The organism is Bacillus sp. AK031 (genome assembly GCF_053903065.1).
In genome coordinates, this window is record NZ_CP096424.1 from 4,178,439 (window position 1) to 4,197,500 (window position 19,062).

At 47.0% G+C, this 19,062-nt stretch carries 8 protein-coding genes, 9 tRNA genes and 5 rRNA genes (1 of these 22 cut by a window edge); all 22 read right to left on the minus strand.

The genetic code is table 11. The features are described from left to right. Positions 1–5: 5 nt before the first annotated feature. The gene (locus M1E09_RS21395) at positions 6–1,094 is read right to left on the minus strand and encodes a PIN domain-containing protein (protein WP_456272789.1); all 1,089 of its coding nucleotides are present in this window, start codon (positions 1,092–1,094) and stop codon (positions 6–8) included. 217 nt (positions 1,095–1,311) lie between these two features. Beyond that, positions 1,312–2,385 (minus strand): DNA integrity scanning diadenylate cyclase DisA, encoded by a 1,074-nt coding sequence (gene disA / locus M1E09_RS21400; RefSeq protein ID WP_456272790.1) that lies wholly within the window; start codon positions 2,383–2,385, stop codon positions 1,312–1,314. Positions 2,386–2,388: 3 nt separating this feature from the next. Then, a complete protein-coding gene (gene radA, locus M1E09_RS21405; RefSeq protein WP_456272791.1) occupies positions 2,389–3,765 on the minus strand; it encodes a DNA repair protein RadA in 1,377 nt (458 codons plus the stop codon). 303 nt (positions 3,766–4,068) lie between these two features. Continuing rightward, positions 4,069–6,510: an ATP-dependent protease ATP-binding subunit ClpC gene (gene clpC / locus M1E09_RS21410; protein ID WP_456272792.1), complete on the minus strand. Its 2,442-nt coding sequence runs from the start codon at positions 6,508–6,510 to the stop codon at positions 4,069–4,071. Positions 6,511–6,522: 12 nt separating this feature from the next. Then, positions 6,523–7,593 (minus strand): protein arginine kinase, encoded by a 1,071-nt coding sequence (locus M1E09_RS21415; RefSeq protein WP_456272793.1) that lies wholly within the window; start codon positions 7,591–7,593, stop codon positions 6,523–6,525. Next, positions 7,593–8,135 (minus strand): UvrB/UvrC motif-containing protein, encoded by a 543-nt coding sequence (locus M1E09_RS21420; RefSeq protein ID WP_456272794.1) that lies wholly within the window; start codon positions 8,133–8,135, stop codon positions 7,593–7,595. Before M1E09_RS21420 ends, M1E09_RS21415 begins: the two co-directional genes overlap by 1 nt. Before the next feature lie 15 nt (positions 8,136–8,150). Then, positions 8,151–8,615: a CtsR family transcriptional regulator gene (locus tag M1E09_RS21425; RefSeq protein ID WP_456275048.1), complete on the minus strand. Its 465-nt coding sequence runs from the start codon at positions 8,613–8,615 to the stop codon at positions 8,151–8,153. A gap of 167 nt (positions 8,616–8,782) precedes the next feature. Continuing rightward, entirely contained in the window at positions 8,783–9,376 is a 594-nt protein-coding gene (locus M1E09_RS21430; protein ID WP_456272795.1) for a CPBP family intramembrane glutamic endopeptidase, read from the minus strand. A gap of 1,698 nt (positions 9,377–11,074) precedes the next feature. Beyond that, positions 11,075–11,191 (minus strand): 5S ribosomal RNA (gene rrf / locus M1E09_RS21435). A gap of 85 nt (positions 11,192–11,276) precedes the next feature. Continuing rightward, positions 11,277–14,212: ribosomal RNA gene (locus tag M1E09_RS21440) — 23S ribosomal RNA — on the minus strand. A gap of 176 nt (positions 14,213–14,388) precedes the next feature. Next, positions 14,389–15,940: ribosomal RNA gene (locus M1E09_RS21445) — 16S ribosomal RNA — on the minus strand. 224 nt (positions 15,941–16,164) lie between these two features. Then, a tRNA-Ala gene (locus M1E09_RS21450) sits at positions 16,165–16,237 on the minus strand. A gap of 17 nt (positions 16,238–16,254) precedes the next feature. Continuing rightward, positions 16,255–16,331 (minus strand) — tRNA-Pro (locus M1E09_RS21455). 19 nt (positions 16,332–16,350) lie between these two features. Continuing rightward, positions 16,351–16,427 (minus strand) — tRNA-Arg (locus M1E09_RS21460). Between the two features lie 15 nt (positions 16,428–16,442). Next, a tRNA-Leu gene (locus M1E09_RS21465) sits at positions 16,443–16,531 on the minus strand. An 11-nt stretch (positions 16,532–16,542) separates the two neighbouring features. After that, positions 16,543–16,617, minus strand: a tRNA-Gly gene (locus M1E09_RS21470). A gap of 7 nt (positions 16,618–16,624) precedes the next feature. Further along, a tRNA-Leu gene (locus M1E09_RS21475) sits at positions 16,625–16,709 on the minus strand. A gap of 33 nt (positions 16,710–16,742) precedes the next feature. After that, positions 16,743–16,818: transfer RNA gene (locus M1E09_RS21480), tRNA-Lys, on the minus strand. A gap of 14 nt (positions 16,819–16,832) precedes the next feature. Then, positions 16,833–16,908, minus strand: a tRNA-Thr gene (locus M1E09_RS21485). 103 nt (positions 16,909–17,011) lie between these two features. Next, positions 17,012–17,087: transfer RNA gene (locus M1E09_RS21490), tRNA-Val, on the minus strand. A 7-nt stretch (positions 17,088–17,094) separates the two neighbouring features. Continuing rightward, positions 17,095–17,211: ribosomal RNA gene (gene rrf, locus M1E09_RS21495) — 5S ribosomal RNA — on the minus strand. Between the two features lie 82 nt (positions 17,212–17,293). Then, positions 17,294–19,062: ribosomal RNA gene (locus tag M1E09_RS21500) — 23S ribosomal RNA — on the minus strand; it runs 1,167 nt beyond the window's last position. Together the 16S, 23S and 5S rRNA genes with 9 tRNA genes alongside form the textbook arrangement of a ribosomal RNA operon.

A 19,062-nucleotide genomic window follows, 5' to 3' on the forward strand; every position in this document is an offset into this window, starting at 1 on the left:
AAAACTTATAACGCTTTTTCCAATTGTTTCGGTTTGGCAAAAATCATTCTTCCCGCTGAAGTCTGAAGAACGCTTGTAACCAGTACTTCAATACTTTTGCCGATATAGTTTCTTCCCTCTTCAACCACGATCATTGTACCGTCATCCAGATAGGCAATACCCTGCTTTTGTTCTTTACCATCTTTGATGACCTGGACGCGCAATTCTTCCCCAGGCAGAACTACAGGTTTGACCGCATTGGCCAAATCATTGATATTCAACACTTGGACACTCTGTAAATCACAGACTTTATTCAAGTTAAAATCGTTCGTCACGACAATTCCATTTGTGATTTTAGCGAGCTTCACCAGCTTGCTGTCCACTTCCTGAATCTCTTCAAAATCACCTTCATAAATCTGCACTTCGATTTGAAGTTCCTTTTGGATGCGGTTCAGGATATCAAGTCCGCGTCTTCCGCGATTCCTCTTCAGTACATCTGATGAATCGGCGATATGCTGCAACTCTTCTAAGACAAACTGAGGAATGACGATGATTCCTTCAAGGAAACCTGTTTGGCAGATATCGGCTATACGCCCGTCGATTATGACGCTCGTATCAAGGATCTTAAGCGTTTTTTCCGGAACATCCAGCTCATCTTCCGAGCCTTTCTTTTTCCCTTTATTGCCCATTGAGAAAAGATTGATCAATTCATCTCTTTTCTTGAATCCTACCTGGAAGCCCAGATAGCCCAGAAGAAGAGTCAGCAGAATCGGAACGACTGTGTTCACGATGGGAATCTCCATGGAATTGAAAGGTATGCCGAACAGGTACGCAACAAACAATCCCAGGATCAAACCCAAACTTCCGAACAGGATATCCGTTACCGGGGCTTTCACAAGCGTATCTTCAAACCACTTAACAAAGTTCTCCACGTACTTAACTGCCCAGAAAGTTAATATATAAAAAATAATAGCTCCTAAAATGGCAGTTATATAAGGGTTGTTTAATAAAGGTTCATCTGACAGATTGATTAATGTAAGTAAATCGGGAAGTAGAAAAATCCCCAATGTTCCTCCAAGAATAAGGAAACATGCTTGAACGATTCTCTTTAACATCCCCTCACCTCCTCCTTCTCATTATAAACAATTTCCTTTTTTTGAAACGTATAAATCTGCAATATTTTTTGATTGTAACGAAAAAGATACATGTCTGTTATATTAGGATAATTTTATAGGCTGCTCACCTTTTTAAAAAGGCTATCACTTAATCAGACAGGTGTCAATTTTTAAAAAAGGGATATTTTAACACAAACCTACAAACATGACAAATGCTCTATAGCTGCCTGTCTGCAAACGTCTGCTCCCTTATCAGTTTAAGCCCCTGCTTTATTTTGCGGGCCCGGACTTCACCAATCCCCTCCACATCATCCAAAGCTTCTACATCCGCCTTCAGGATGTTCGGGAGAATCTCAAAGGCAGTGACGAGGTTTTCGATAATGACGATGGGCAGCCTGGGAATTTTGTTCAACACTCTGTATCCGCGCGGACATACTCCGTCATCAAGATGGATATAGCCATTATATCCAAGCAGTTTAAGGAGTACGGTGTCATCGAGGACCTCCGAGTGAACCAGTTCCTGAAATTTATATAAAATCTCGAACGGTTTGATATCCCTTGAGTGCGAATAATCGCGGATGATCAGCATTGCTTCTTCTTCTATATCAGAGAGCAGTTCATTCATCTGCAGCCTGATCAGCCTTCCTTCTGTACCAAGTTCACTTAAATAGGATAAGAGCTCATTCTTGATGCGAAGCACCATTTCAAACCTGTGAAGGACTTCCAGGAGATCGCTATAGGTGACAAGTTCTTCAAATTCCAATACTGATAAGTTTGAGATACTCTGATCCAGAACGACCTTATATTTTTCAAGTGTTTGTATGGCCTGGTTCGCTTTCGTAAGGATGTTGGAAATGTCTTTAAGCGCATAACGGAAATTCCCTTGATATAATGTAATGACATTGCGCCTTTGTGAAATCGCGATGACCAGGCACTTGGTCTGTTTGGCAACACGCTCAGCCGTCCTGTGCCTCATGCCTGTTTCTGAAGAAGGTACTGTTGCATCGGGGGCAAGCTGAGCGTTGGCCAGGATGATTTTCGTGCCTGATTCGTTCAGGATGATAGCTCCATCCATCTTTGCCAGCTCATACAGGTAACTTGGTGAAAACACACTGTTTATATGAAAGCCTCCATCAACAAGTGACTTTACCTTTTCATTATAGCCAACCACGATAAGCCCACCGGTATTTGCCCTGAGGACGTTGTCGATTCCATCGCGAATAGGCGCTCCGGGAGCGACAAATTGCAGGATATCCGACATTGACTTATCATGTACCTTCTTCTCACTCATGTATTATCCTCCTAAAATTTGCTTCAAAGCTTCATTGATATTTTTCACACCGATGACCTCAATTCCCGCCGGGACCTTCCACCCGCCGGTATTATTGGCTGGAATAATGACTCGCTTGAAGCCCAGTTTTGCCGCTTCCTGAACACGCTGTTCAATCCTCGATACTCTTCGGATTTCCCCTGTAAGCCCCACTTCTCCAATAATGCAGTCGAACGGATCCGAAGACTGGTCCCTGAAACTTGAAGCGATAGAGGCGGCTACCGCTAAATCAATAGCAGGCTCATCCAGTTTGACTCCCCCCGCTACTTTCAAATAGGCATCCTGGTGCTGCAGCAATAGGCCCACCCTTTTTTCCAGAACAGCCATAATCAGTGATACTCTGCTGTGATCGATTCCAGTTGCCATCCGCCTCGAATTATTGAAGCTTGTCGGCGTAACAAGCGCTTGTATTTCTACCAGCACAGGCCTCGTGCCTTCCATTGATGCAACGACTGTTGATCCCGGGGCTCCCTGCGACCTCTCCTCAAGGAAGATCTCGGATGGATTTTCGACTTCCTCAAGCCCAAGTTCTTTCATTTCAAAGATTCCCATTTCATTGGTTGAGCCAAACCTGTTTTTCACAGCCCTCAGAATCCTGTATGAATGGTGCCTCTCCCCTTCAAAGTAAAGGACCGTATCCACCATATGCTCTAAGATACGCGGACCAGCAATGGAGCCCTCTTTTGTAACATGCCCGACAATAAATATCGCAATTCCTTTTGTTTTGGCAATTCTCATCAATTCCGCTGTACACTCACGGACCTGGGAGACACTTCCAGGTGCTGATGTGACTTCAGGATGGAAAATCGTTTGAATTGAATCGACAATGACAAATTCAGGGGACATCTCTTCGATTGTGCCAGAGATTGCTTCCAGATTCGTTTCGGCATATATATATAGATCGTCTGCCTTGATTTCCAGACGGTCTGCTCTAAGCTTTGTCTGCTTTATTGATTCTTCACCAGATATATATAGAACTTTATGTTTACCCTCTGCCAACTGAGATGAAACCTGTAAAAGCAATGTTGATTTCCCTATTCCAGGATCACCCCCGATAAGGACAAGGGATCCTGGAACAACCCCTCCGCCGAGCACCCTGTTTAATTCCCTTGAATCCGTTTCGACTCTCGGCTCTTGTTTGGTTTCTATCGAGACAAGCTTTTCAGCTTTTGATGGCCCTTGTTGAAGAGAGTGCTTAAAAGCTCCTTTTGGCTGTTTCCCTGTAATTTCGACTTCTTCAACCATCTTGTTCCATTCTGAACAGCCTGGACATCTTCCCATCCACTTTGCTGATTCATAACCGCAGGACTGACACATAAATTTGGTTTTCTTTTTAGCCAACTGTAACAACCTCTCTCTTCTATATCTATGTAAATTATTTTAGTGAAATACTACTATTGGAAATGATTGTAGCTCTTTTACAGAAGGGTTTCAAATAGGAGGGAAAATAAAAAGGCCGGAACCCCGAGCTCCAGTGATTCTCATGTAATAGAGGAAAGCAGCATATAGCCACCCAGTCGTTTTCAGCTTTTAATAATATAAAAAAGGCCAGTGAAAACAGTCCCTTTCCTGAGGGGATCTCCGTTTACTGCGGAGATTCCCTCAGGAATCGGGAGACTGCTTTCTTGTGCCCAGCCTTTCTAACTATGATGGTGTATTTGTCGTTTCTTTCATTTTCACTGTGAACTCTTTATCTTCAACATCGATGAGGACAATCTGACCGGTAAGCACAGTGCCTTTCAGTAATTCTTCAGAGAGGCGGTCTTCGATGTGCTTCTGGATTGCCCTGCGCAATGGGCGGGCCCCGTATTCAGGGTCAAACCCTTCATCAGCAATCTTCTCTTTGGCTGCGTCTGTCAACTCCAGAGTGATATCCTGTTCTTTCAATCTTCTCGTCAATTGGTCAGACATCAATGTAACGATTTCTTTTAAGTGCTCTTTCTCAAGTGAATGGAAGACAATGATTTCATCAATACGGTTCAGGAACTCGGGACGGAAAGCCCTCTTCAGCTCTTCCATCACTTTCCCTTTCATATCCTTGTAATCCTGTTCTCCATCCTGGATATTAAATCCGACATATTTATTCTTTTTCAATGATTCAGCGCCAACGTTTGATGTCATGATCAGGACAGTGTTCCTGAAGTCGACTGTACGTCCTTTACTGTCAGTCAAGCGGCCATCCTCAAGCACTTGAAGCAAGATATTGAACACATCAGGGTGTGCTTTCTCAATTTCATCAAGCAGAATGACAGAGTATGGCTTCCGGCGTACTTTTTCCGTCAGCTGTCCGCCTTCATCGTATCCTACATACCCCGGAGGTGAACCGACAAGTCGGGAAGTCGAATGCTTTTCCATATACTCAGACATATCAATCCGGATCATCGATTCCTCATCGCCGAACATCGATTCTGCCAGCGCTCTTGCCAACTCTGTCTTACCGACTCCGGTAGGGCCGAGGAAGACGAATGAACCGATTGGCCTCTTAGGATCCTTCAACCCGGCTCTTGCTCTCCTTACCGCTTTAGAGACGGCTTTTACGGCTTCATCCTGGCCGATAACACGTGAATGCAGAATTTCCTCCAGCTTCAGAAGTTTATCCGTTTCGGTCTGCGCAAGTTTGGAAACAGGAATACCCGTCCAGCTCGATACCACTTTTGCGATATCTTCAACCGTGACTTCCGTGTTCTCCTGACCCTGCTTTTCTTTCCATGATTTCTTCGTATCTTCAAGCTCTTCTCTCAAACGCTGTTCTGTATCCCTCAGGGAAGCGGCTTTTTCGAACTCCTGGCTTTGTACGGCTGCATCCTTCTCTTTTCTAATCTCTTCAAGCTTTACTTCCAGCTCTTTTAGATTAGGGGGAGTGGTATATGAACGGAGCCTTACTTTAGAACCGGATTCATCAATAAGGTCGATAGCTTTATCTGGAAGGAACCGGTCTGAAATGTAACGGTCTGAAAGTTTAACTGCTGCTTCAATCGCCTCATCCGTGATGGATACACGGTGATGTGCTTCATAACGGTCACGAAGGCCTTTAAGGATCTGGACGGATTCCTCTGCCGTAGGCTCATCAACCTGGATTGGCTGGAACCTTCTCTCCAATGCAGCATCCTTTTCGATATACTTACGGTACTCATCAAGTGTCGTAGCACCAATACACTGCAATTCACCGCGTGCAAGAGACGGTTTCAAGATATTGGATGCATCGATGGCGCCTTCTGCTCCACCTGCACCGATTAATGTATGAAGCTCGTCAATGAAGAGAATGATATTTCCTGCCTGGCGGATTTCATCCATCACTTTCTTCAAGCGGTCTTCAAATTCCCCGCGGTATTTCGTCCCTGCAACCACTGTACCCATATCAAGTGTCATGACACGTTTGTCACGAAGGATCTCAGGTACTTCGTTATGGACAATTTGCTGTGCCAGGCCTTCAGCAATCGCTGTTTTACCGACACCCGGTTCACCAATCAACACCGGATTATTTTTCGTTCGGCGGCTTAATACTTCGATGACACGCTGGATCTCTTTGCTTCTGCCGATGACCGGATCAAGGCTATCTTCTCTTGCGATAGCCGTGAGGTCCCGGGCAAGGCTGTCGAGAGTTGGCGTGTTGGCATTTGTATTTGTTCCACCCTGATGGCCGTTTGAATCATTGCTGCCCAGCAACTGAAGAACCTGTTGTCTTGCTTTGTTCAGACTGACACCAAGGTTGTTCAGTACACGTGCTGCCACACCTTCGCCTTCTCTTATCAGCCCCAGCAGGATATGCTCTGTGCCAACGTAAGAATGCCCTAGCTTTCTCGCTTCATCCATAGAAAGTTCAATGACCTTCTTGGCTCTCGGAGTATAGTGGATGGTCTGAGAATTCTCTTTGCCTTTTCCAATCAGGCCTTCCACTTCTTTCTGGATTTTTTCTGGGCTAAGACCTAGTGCGGTCAATCCTTTCGCTGCAATTCCCTCACCTTCACGCACAAGTCCCAAAAGGATATGCTCTGTTCCGATGTTGCTGTGTAATAGACGAATAGCCTCTTCCTGTGCCAAAGCCAATACCTTCTGGGCTCTTTCAGTAAATCTGCCAAACATCATATTAGTCTCCTCCTAACTCGTTCTATTTTCAAGTTTTAGACGTTCCCGGATAAATGCCGCTCTCCTTATGTCTCTCTCATCCGGACGGAGCGGACCGCCTGAATATTGTTGTAAAAAACCCGGCTGGGTAAGTATCATTAATTCATTTAATATACTGCGGGATATGTTTTCTATATACCCCAAATCAATTCCCAATCTCACATCCGACAAACATTTAGCCGCTTCTTTCGATTCTATGACCCTGCAATTTTCCAAAACTCCCAGAGAGCGGAACACTCTGTCTTCTAATTGTATGTTCGAAGTTTTCACTAATGCTTCCCGTGCTGATTGTTCTTGGGCAATAATCTGTTTGACCACGCCCGTCAAATCATCCACGATATCTTCTTCAGATTTTCCGAGGGTAATCTGATTGGAAATCTGAAAGATATTACCTAAAGCTTCGCTGCCTTCACCGTAAATTCCTCTAACAACCAGACCTAATTGATTGATTGCCGGGATAATCCGGTTCATCTGCTGCGTGATGATCAGTGCAGGCAGATGCATCATCACTGATGCCCTCATCCCTGTTCCAACATTGGTTGGACACGAAGTTAAATAACCGCTTTTTTCATGGAAAGCAAAATCCAGCCTGCTTTCAAGCCAGTCATCAATCTCATCCGCTTTTTTCAGAGCTTCCTTGAGCTGCAAGCCCGGGAATAAGCATTGAATACGTATATGGTCTTCCTCATTTACCATTATGCTGATGTCTTCCTTCTCTGAAAGAACAACACCCCCGAAACTGGATTCATCTGCCAGATTCGGGCTGATAAGGTGTTTCTCCATCAGCACACGTTTTTGCAGAGGCTGCATTTCAGCCATTTTTAGAAATTCAAGATTTCCATGTTCTCCTGATTCTTCACCTATATACTCCTTGACCTTACCAATTATTTCATTTGCCTCTTCCGTAGAAAAAAGAGTGGGAAAAAGGTAGTCATTAAGATTTCGGGCGAGCCTGATTCTGGTGCTTAACACAATGTCCGAATTGGGGCCGTCTTCACTCATCCATGAACTGACAGCCTGGTTCAGAAACTTCTCAATCGACATTACTTCTCTCCTCCCTCTTGGCGGATTTCTTTCTCAAGAGAGCGGATTTCATCCCTGACACCTGCAGCCTTTTCAAACTCTTCCTCCTGAATCAGCTGCTGCAGCCGGGACTTCAATTCCATTACTTTTTTCTTCAAATGGATAGTGCCGCCCATTCGTTCGGGCACTTTCCCATGATGTTCCACATTGCCGCTATGGACTCTCCTAAGAATAGGAGTGAGTTCATCTTTAAATGTTTCATAGCAATTGGCACAGCCGAAACGGCCGACATTGATAAATTGCTGGAAGGTTAATTTGCACTTCTCGCACTGCAATACTTCCTGAGCGGGAATCTGCGCCTCTTGCTGTTTCATTGCAGGGCTTAAGTTCAGCAGACCTGACAGCAGGCTGTTAACAGAAAAAGCAGGAGAGCCGTCGAACATAAACATTTCCCCTTTATCCTGGGCGCATCTTTCACATAAATGCACTTCTGTCTTCTCGCCGTTCACGATTTTGGTAAAATGGAGAGTGGCAGGTCTTTCATTACACTCCTGGCAAACCAATTCAACTCACCTCTCCTACTTATATTTTAATGTAATCAGCATCGCCTTCAGCATCCTTGCCCTTAATTCATCTCTATCAGGCAAGTCTAAATAAATGACTGAACGATCCATTACACTTATCATAATCTTCGCTTCTCTTACCGTAATAACCTCTTCTTCAACCAATCTGTATACCAAATCTTCAGCCGTATTTTGTGATACCCGGGCATCCACCAGAGAAATCAGCTGGTCAACAAGGTGGGCGTGATCATGCGAATGTACCTTCATAATACGGATATACCCGCCGCCGCCTCGTTTACTCTCTACCATATACCCTCTTTCAATCGTAAACCTGGTATTAATCACATAGTTGATCTGTGAGGGGACACACTGAAATTTGTCAGCAATCTCGCTGCGCTTTATCTCGACAATCTCATTGCCGCTTGATTCAAAAACCTTCTTAAGGTAGTTTTCGATGATATCGGAAATATTCCTCATCAGGCCTCCTCCTCTTTTGACTTTGACTATATTTGACTAAGATTATACAACAGAACAACTTATCATTGCAATCCATTAATCTGCCTTAAAAGTTTTCCCAGTTTGAAGGTCTTCTTAAACATCGATTTTCATGTTTGTAATAAAAAGTAGACCTTTGGGGTATGCGATGACTATTTAAGACGCACTAAATTGTATTTAAAAATCAGCGTCATAGTGACATTCATGAAAAAATGCACAGCAATCGGAACAAGTATATTATCCGTTACAGAATAACCCCATCCAAATACCACACTTGGCAAGATAATATTGAATAACATAACCGGCTTCTTGAAATACCTGACATGAAACAAAAGAAAAGCAAGTGCACCAATACCAATCGACAGCCACTCATTTTGCAGCATCAAAAATGCCGCATTTTGAATAATGCCCCTAAATAACAGTTCTTCAAATAAGACGATAAGAAACATAAACGCCAATATGGTATGGTTAGGGTATTCCGCAAACGACTTATTTGTATCATCGATGAGGTGAGAAGGGACAATGTAAGCAAGTGCCGCTCCATAACTAACGAGTGCAACAGAAGCACACACGATGTAAACAAACATCTTTACAGGAGAACTAAAGGAGAGGTAGCTGTCAATTCCCATCATCCCCGATACAATAAATACAAAAATAACTGAGATGCATAGGAAGCTGGAGGATAGGAATCCTGCCGTTACGTTTTTAGATAGAAGATCACTTGGATTTTGAACGATTTTTTCCATGTTACATACCCTTTTCTTTCTATTATTTTTATTAGAATAGCATGCCGGCATTAAGGAAGACTATCGAAATTTGCGGTGCAACCTGTCTGGTTTTGGAGAATAAAGAGGATCTTTTCTCGAAGGCATGAGCTATACAGCTCCTTTTAATAGTGGGCGTGAGGTGAGAATTGCGCCGGTTATTAATTGTGGTTAAGCCATATAACACCTGTACTCACTGCGCTTTCACCTCCAGGCTGACATGAAGATAGCGTTAGGAGAATAAACGGAAAAATACTCATATATTTTAAATTAGACTCAATAAACTAGAATTATGCTCATAAATAAAATATCTTGCTCATAAACGTGTCGAATTTGCTCATATAATTGATATTAGGCTCATAAATATTTTTGGCTGCTTATCAGCTGCCTCGTAAGATAACTATCACTGCTTACATCGGTGTTTTTTTATACTTTGTTCCTAGTCAGACATTGAAAGATGTAATTTTTATTAAAAAACGGTTGGGGTGAGGAATTCTCTTGTGCAATCATTAGAAAGCCAGTGGGGTGCCTCAATTGCGTAATTTCACTCCTTATTAATAACTAACTAGAGAAAAGTCAACTATTGTATGTTTAATCCTGCAGACAATCTGACAGTGCCTCGTTCATTGTCATTCTCATGTTTTCTATACAAAAAAAAAGCACCACTTCAACGTGTTAACGGGTTCTGTTTTGAAATACAAAAATATGAATTAACATTGCTTTTTGTATAGTAATTCTCACCAAAATCAAAAAGCAATTTGGCAAGAAGATCGGAAGAAAAATGCTTGGGGCATGGAGACACATGCTCGAAGCATTTCTTATCGAAATATAAGTACTGGGTAGTGATTTCCAGTTATCCAAGAATCCCCCTAAAATAAGCTGCCAAAATAAGAGGAGAAATTCCTCTTATTGAGGAAACAGCACGAAAAATAGAGCAAATAGAGGGAAAAATTCCCTCTATTTGCTCCGAAGGCATAAAAATGGGCCATTTTACTTTGCCTTAAGGGGAAAAATTCCCCTTATTTCCCTAAACCCAGCCCTATTCTGCAGAATAGCGGGAAAAACTACCCTTATTATTTAAATAATCAGAGGTTATTCTAAGGAAAAAAATGTCCGCTTCATTTATCTGTCTCTCAAAATCAACACCCTCCTGCTAGTTTGTAACACACCAATTGGTATAACTAACGAGTAGAATGCAAATTTTCATTTTGACAAAAACCTATGACACCATGTTAAAAGGGGGGCGAAATTCAGTGCGGATTTAGCGTTCATATTATTAAACGTTATATTTTATCAACAAATAGAAGCAGTCTAATTCAGTTGCGAACTGGACTGCTAATTGGTGTGCTGATTTAGTTTTGTGTATTCGAAATCCGAACCCATTAGGCAAAGGTACTCTTTTATCCGCCTGGCGACGTCCTACTCTCACAGGGGGAGTCCCCAACTACCATCGGCACTGAAGGCTCGGCCGGCGATGAGCGGCGCATCTCTTCGTCCGCTTCGCTCGTTCACATCCTCCTGGGCAGAGCCCACTCCGGTGTTCTCTCCCTCGTGTCCTCGACCTTCTTGCTCCTCCCCGCCCGAGCTCTGCTTCTGATTAATCTCCAGAACTAGACAAACTAATCGTGAATGATTTTTATGTATACAAAAAAGAGCACCACTCTGGGTACTCTTTTATTCGCCTGGCGACGTCCTACTCTCACAGGGGGAGATCCCCCAACTACCATCGGCGCTGAAGAGCTTAACTTCCGTGTTCGGCATGGGAACGGGTGTGACCTCTTCGCCTTAATCACCAGACATATTTAATTGAAAGAACATCGTTCTCTCAAAACTAGATAAAGTTATGAAGAAAAGAAAGTATTCCGAGTTTCGCGCAATAATTGTGGTTAAGTCCTCGATCGATTAGTATCTGTCAGCTGCACGTGTCGCCACGCTTCCACCTCAGACCTATCTACCTGATCATCTTTCAGGGATCTTACTCACATAAAGTGATGGGAAATCTCATCTCGAGGGGGGCTTCATGCTTAGATGCTTTCAGCACTTATCCCTTCCGCACATAGCTACCCAGCGATGCCTTTGGCAAGACAACTGGTACACCAGCGGTGCGTCCATCCCGGTCCTCTCGTACTAAGGACAGCTCCTCTCAAATTTCCTGCGCCCACGACGGATAGGGACCGAACTGTCTCACGACGTTCTGAACCCAGCTCGCGTACCGCTTTAATGGGCGAACAGCCCAACCCTTGGGACCGACTACAGCCCCAGGATGCGATGAGCCGACATCGAGGTGCCAAACCTCCCCGTCGATGTGGACTCTTGGGGGAGATAAGCCTGTTATCCCCGGGGTAGCTTTTATCCGTTGAGCGATGGCCCTTCCATGCGGAACCACCGGATCACTAAGCCCGACTTTCGTCCCTGCTCGACTTGTAGGTCTCGCAGTCAAGCTCCCTTGTGCCTTTACACTCTGCGAATGATTTCCAACCATTCTGAGGGAACCTTTGGGCGCCTCCGTTACTCTTTAGGAGGCGACCGCCCCAGTCAAACTGCCCACCTGACACTGTCTCCCACCCCGATCAGGGGCGAGGGTTAGAAGTTCAACACAGCCAGGGTAGTATCCCACCAGCGCCTCCACCGAAGCTGGCGCTCCGGTTTCCAAGGCTCCTACCTATCCTGTACAAGCTGTGCCAAAATTCAATATCAGGCTACAGTAAAGCTCCACGGGGTCTTTCCGTCCTGTCGCGGGTAACCTGCATCTTCACAGGTACTATAATTTCACCGAGTCTCTCGTTGAGACAGTGCCCAGATCGTTGCGCCTTTCGTGCGGGTCGGAACTTACCCGACAAGGAATTTCGCTACCTTAGGACCGTTATAGTTACGGCCGCCGTTTACTGGGGCTTCGGTTCGCACCTTCGCTTGCGCTAAGCACTCCCCTTAACCTTCCAGCACCGGGCAGGCGTCAGCCCCTATACTTCGCCTTACGGCTTCGCAGAGACCTGTGTTTTTGCTAAACAGTCGCCTGGGCCTATTCACTGCGGCTCTCTCGGGCTTGCACCCTAACAGAGCACCCCTTCTCCCGAAGTTACGGGGTCATTTTGCCGAGTTCCTTAACGAGAGTTCTCTCGCTCACCTTAGGATTCTCTCCTCGCCTACCTGTGTCGGTTTGCGGTACGGGCACCTTTTTCCTCGCTAGAGGCTTTTCTTGGCAGTGTGGAATCAGGAACTTCGGTACTATATTTCCCTCGCTATCACAGCTCAGCCTTCACGGTGACGGGATTTGCCTCATCACCAGCCTAACTGCTTAGACGCGCATATCCAGCAGCGCGCTTACCCTATCCTCCTGCGTCCCCCCATTGCTCAAACGGAAAAGAGGTGGTACAGGAATATCAACCTGTTGTCCATCGCCTACGCCTTTCGGCCTCGGCTTAGGTCCCGACTAACCCTGAGCGGACGAGCCTTCCTCAGGAAACCTTAGGCATTCGGTGGACAGGATTCTCACCTGTCTTTCGCTACTCATACCGGCATTCTCACTTCTAAGCGCTCCACCAGTCCTTACGGTCCAGCTTCTCAGCCCTTAGAACGCTCTCCTACCACTGACACCAAACGGTGTCAATCCACAGCTTCGGTGATACGTTTAGCCCCGGTACATTTTCGGCGCAGAGTCACTCGACCAGTGAGCTATTACGCACTCTTTAAATGGTGGCTGCTTCTAAGCCAACATCCTGGTTGTCTAAGCAACTCCACATCCTTTTCCACTTAACGTATACTTTGGGACCTTAGCTGGTGGTCTGGGCTGTTTCCCTTTCGACTACGGATCTTATCACTCGCAGTCTGACTCCCATGGATAAGTCTTTGGCATTCGGAGTTTGTCTGAATTCGGTAACCCGATGAGGGCCCCTAGTCCAAACAGTGCTCTACCTCCAAGACTCTTACTACATGAGGCTAGCCCTAAAGCTATTTCGGAGAGAACCAGCTATCTCCAAGTTCGATTGGAATTTCTCCGCTACCCACACCTCATCCCCGCACTTTTCAACGTGCGTGGGTTCGGGCCTCCATTCAGTGTTACCTGAACTTCACCCTGGACATGGGTAGATCACCTGGTTTCGGGTCTACGACCACATACTCATTCGCCCTATTCAGACTCGCTTTCGCTGCGGCTCCGTCTTTCCGACTTAACCTTGCATGGGATCGTAACTCGCCGGTTCATTCTACAAAAGGCACGCCATCACCCGTTAACGGGCTCTGACTACTTGTAGGCACACGGTTTCAGGTTCTATTTCACTCCCCTTCCGGGGTGCTTTTCACCTTTCCCTCACGGTACTGGTTCACTATCGGTCACTAGGGAGTATTTAGCCTTGGGAGATGGTCCTCCCAGCTTCCGACGGGATTTCACGTGTCCCGCCGTACTCAGGATCCACTCAAGAGGGAACGAAGTTTCGACTACAGGGTTATTACCTTCTGTGACGAGCCTTTCCAGACTTCTTCGTCTACTTCGTTCCTTTGTAACTCCATATAGAGTGTCCTACAACCCCAAGAGGCAAGCCTCTTGGTTTGGGCTAATCCCGTTTCGCTCGCCGCTACTCAGGGAATCGCGTTTGCTTTCTCTTCCTCCGGGTACTTAGATGTTTCAGTTCCCCGGGTCTGCCTTCCATACTCTATGTATTCAAGTATGGATACTGCACCATTACGTGCAGTGGGTTCCCCCATTCGGAAATCTCCGGATCAAAGCTTACTTACAGCTCCCCGAAGCATATCGGTGTTAGTCCCGTCCTTCATCGGCTCCTAGTGCCAAGGCATCCACCGTGCGCCCTTTCTAACTTAACCAAATGGTTAATCAAACAACATCTCATAAGAGATATCCTAAAATGGCGAATTCTCGGTTCTTTCTTGACTTTCTTCATATATCTTTATCTAGTTTTCAAAGAACAATGTTTTGACGGTATTAAACCATCAAAACTGAACAAAACAAAATCAAATCGTCACGTCTCATATATCCTTAGAAAGGAGGTGATCCAGCCGCACCTTCCGATACGGCTACCTTGTTACGACTTCACCCCAATCATCTGTCCCACCTTAGGCGGCTGGCTCCAAAAGGTTACCTCACCGACTTCGGGTGTTACAAACTCTCGTGGTGTGACGGGCGGTGTGTACAAGGCCCGGGAACGTATTCACCGCGGCATGCTGATCCGCGATTACTAGCGATTCCAGCTTCATGCAGGCGAGTTGCAGCCTGCAATCCGAACTGAGAACGGTTTTATGGGATTTGCTAAACCTCGCGGTCTTGCTGCCCTTTGTACCGTCCATTGTAGCACGTGTGTAGCCCAGGTCATAAGGGGCATGATGATTTGACGTCATCCCCACCTTCCTCCGGTTTGTCACCGGCAGTCATCTTAGAGTGCCCAACTGAATGCTGGCAACTAAGATCAAGGGTTGCGCTCGTTGCGGGACTTAACCCAACATCTCACGACACGAGCTGACGACAACCATGCACCACCTGTCACTCTGTCCCCCGAAGGGGAAAGCCCTATCTCTAGGGTTGTCAGAGGATGTCAAGACCTGGTAAGGTTCTTCGCGTTGCTTCGAATTAAACCACATGCTCCACCGCTTGTGCGGGCCCCCGTCAATTCCTTTGAGTTTCAGTCTTGCGACCGTACTCCCCAGGCGGAGTGCTTAATGCGTTAGCTGCAGCACTAAAGGGCGGAAACCCTCTAACACTTAGCACTCATCGTTTACGGCGTGGACTACCAGGGTATCTAATCCTGTTTGCTCCCCACGCTTTCGCGCCTCAGCGTCAGTTACAGACCAGAAAGTCGCCTTCGCCACTGGTGTTCCTCCACATATCTACGCATTTCACCGCTACACGTGGAATTCCACTTTCCTCTTCTGTACTCAAGTCCCCCAGTTTCCAATGACCCTCCACGGTTGAGCCGTGGGCTTTCACATCAGACTTAAGAGACCGCCTGCGCGCGCTTTACGCCCAATAATTCCGGACAACGCTTGCCACCTACGTATTACCGCGGCTGCTGGCACGTAGTTAGCCGTGGCTTTCTGGTTAGGTACCGTCAAGGTACCGCCCTATTCGAACGGTACTTGTTCTTCCCTAACAACAGAGCTTTACGATCCGAAAACCTTCATCACTCACGCGGCGTTGCTCCGTCAGACTTTCGTCCATTGCGGAAGATTCCCTACTGCTGCCTCCCGTAGGAGTCTGGGCCGTGTCTCAGTCCCAGTGTGGCCGATCACCCTCTCAGGTCGGCTACGCATCGTCGCCTTGGTGAGCCGTTACCTCACCAACTAGCTAATGCGCCGCGGGTCCATCTGTAAGTGGTAGCTAAAAGCCACCTTTCCACTTTTCCTCATGCGAGGAAAAGAAATATCCGGTATTAGCCCCGGTTTCCCGGAGTTATCCCAGTCTTACAGGCAGGTTACCCACGTGTTACTCACCCGTCCGCCGCTGACTTCAGGGAGCAAGCTCCCATCAGTCCGCTCGACTTGCATGTATTAGGCACGCCGCCAGCGTTCGTCCTGAGCCAGGATCAAACTCTCCGATAGAAGTTTGACTTGCTCATTTGCTATTTTTAAAGTGTTAGCAACTTTGTAAGAACTTTGTTCTTACTAGAATTAACGTTGACGTTTTGTCTTGTTTTGTTCAGTTTTCAAGGTTCAATTCGGCCGCTTGTTTAAAGCAACTTTTATAGATTAACACATTCGGTTGAGTGTGTCAATACTTTTTTAGAAGTTTTTTTACTCTGCTTCGCTTCGTAAAAAAAACTAAGTGGAGCCTAGCGGGATCGAACCGCTGACCTCCTGCGTGCAAAGCAGGCGCTCTCCCAGCTGAGCTAAGGCCCCATAATATTATTTGAAAGTGGTCGGGAAGACAGGATTTGAACCTGCGACCCCTTGGTCCCAAACCAAGTGCTCTACCAAGCTGAGCTACTCCCCGGAAAAAATCAGTGTTTAAATGGCGCGCCCGAGAGGAGTCGAACCCCTAACCTTTTGATCCGTAGTCAAACGCTCTATCCAATTGAGCTACGGGCGCATAATATAAAATCTCTGGTGCCGAGGACCGGAATCGAACCGGTACGGTAGTCACCTACCGCAGGATTTTAAGTCCTGTGCGTCTGCCAGTTCCGCCACCCCGGCAGGAACTTGTATGGAGCGGAAGACGGGATTCGAACCCGCGACCCCCACCTTGGCAAGGTGGTGTTCTACCACTGAACTACTTCCGCATCAAAATGGTGCGGGTGAAGGGACTTGAACCCCCACGCCTTGCGGCGCCAGATCCTAAGTCTGGTGCGTCTGCCAATTCCGCCACACCCGCATAATGAAAGTTATTTTGCTGTGCAAAAAACTTTGGTGAGCCATGAAGGACTCGAACCTTCGACCCTCTGATTAAAAGTCAGATGCTCTACCAACTGAGCTAATGGCTCGTACTGATTAAAAGTGGTGCCGGCAAGAGGACTTGAACCCCCAACCTACTGATTACAAGTCAGTTGCTCTACCAGTTGAGCTACACCGGCAAGTAATTTGTCTCACGAGAAACAATTTTACTAGGTTTTACAGAAGATTTCAATGTTAGTTTTTGGTAGATTGTTTTACTCCGCTTCGCATTGTAAAAAATCATGGTGGAGGATGACGGGATCGAACCGCCGACCCTCTGCTTGTAAGGCAGATGCTCTCCCAGCTGAGCTAATCCTCCATTGTAAGCCTGGCGACGTCCTACTCTCACAGGGGGAGATCCCCCAACTACCATCGGCGCTGAAGAGCTTAACTTCCGTGTTCGGCATGGGAACGGGTGTGACCTCTTCGCCTTAATCACCAGACATATTTAATTGAAAGAACATCGTTCTCTCAAAACTAGATAAAGTATGAAGAAAAGAAAGTATTCCGAGTTTCGCTATAATTGTGGTTAAGTCCTCGATCGATTAGTATCTGTCAGCTGAACGTGTCGCCACGCTTCCACCTCAGACCTATCTACCTGATCATCTTTCAGGGATCTTACTCACATAAAGTGATGGGAAATCTCATCTCGAGGGGGGCTTCATGCTTAGATGCTTTCAGCACTTATCCCTTCCGCACATAGCTACCCAGCGATGCCTTTGGCAAGACAACTGGTACACCAGCGGTGCGTCCATCCCGGTCCTCTCGTACTAAGGACAGCTCCTCTCAAATTTCCTGCGCCCACGACGGATAGGGACCGAACTGTCTCACGACGTTCTGAACCCAGCTCGCGTACCGCTTTAATGGGCGAACAGCCCAACCCTTGGGACCGACTACAGCCCCAGGATGCGATGAGCCGACATCGAGGTGCCAAACCTCCCCGTCGATGTGGACTCTTGGGGGAGATAAGCCTGTTATCCCCGGGGTAGCTTTTATCCGTTGAGCGATGGCCCTTCCATGCGGAACCACCGGATCACTAAGCCCGACTTTCGTCCCTGCTCGACTTGTAGGTCTCGCAGTCAAGCTCCCTTGTGCCTTTACACTCTGCGAATGATTTCCAACCATTCTGAGGGAACCTTTGGGCGCCTCCGTTACTCTTTAGGAGGCGACCGCCCCAGTCAAACTGCCCACCTGACACTGTCTCCCACCCCGATCAGGGGCGAGGGTTAGAAGTTCAACACAGCCAGGGTAGTATCCCACCAGCGCCTCCACCGAAGCTGGCGCTCCGGTTTCCAAGGCTCCTACCTATCCTGTACAAGCTGTGCCAAAATTCAATATCAGGCTACAGTAAAGCTCCACGGGGTCTTTCCGTCCTGTCGCGGGTAACCTGCATCTTCACAGGTACTATAATTTCACCGAGTCTCTCGTTGAGACAGTGCCCAGATCGTTGCGCCTTTCGTGCGGGTCGGAACTTACCCGACAAGGAATTTCGCTACCTTAGGACCGTTATAGTTACGGCCGCCGTTTACTGGGGCTTCGGTTCGCACCTTCGCTTGCGCTAAGCACTCCCCTTAACCTTCCAGCACCGGGCAGGCGTCAGCCCCTATACTTCGCCTTACGGCTTCGCAGAGACCTGTGTTTTTGCTAAACAGTCGCCTGGGCCTATTCACTGCGGCTCTCTCGGGCTTGCACCCTAACAGAGCACCCCTTCTCCCGAAGTTACGGGGTCATTTTGCCGAGTTCCTTAACGAGAGTTCTCTCGCTCACCTTAGGATTCTCTCCTCGCCTACCTGTGTCGGTTTGCGGTACGGGCACCTTTTTCCTCGCTAGAGGCTTTTCTTGGCAGTGTGGAATCAGGAACTTCGGTACTATATTTCCCTCGCTATCACAGCTCAGCCTTCACGGTGACGGGATTTGCCTCATCACCAGCCTAACTGCTTAGACGCGCATATCCAGCAGCGCGCTTACCCTATCCTCCTGCGTCCCCCCATTGCTCAAACGGAAAAGAGGTGGTACAGGAATATCAACCTGTTGTCCATCGCCTACGCCTTTCGGCCTCGGCTTAGGTCCCGACTAACCCTGAGCGGACGAGCCTTCCTCAGGAAACCTTAGGCATTCGGTGGACAGGATTCTCACCTGTCTTTCGCTACTCATACCGGCATTCTCACTTCTAAGCGCTCCACCAGTCCTTACGGTCCAGCTTCTCAGCCCTTAGAACGCTCTCCTACCACTGACACCAAACGGTGTCAATCCACAGCTTCGGTGATACGTTTAGCCCCGGTACATTTTCGGCG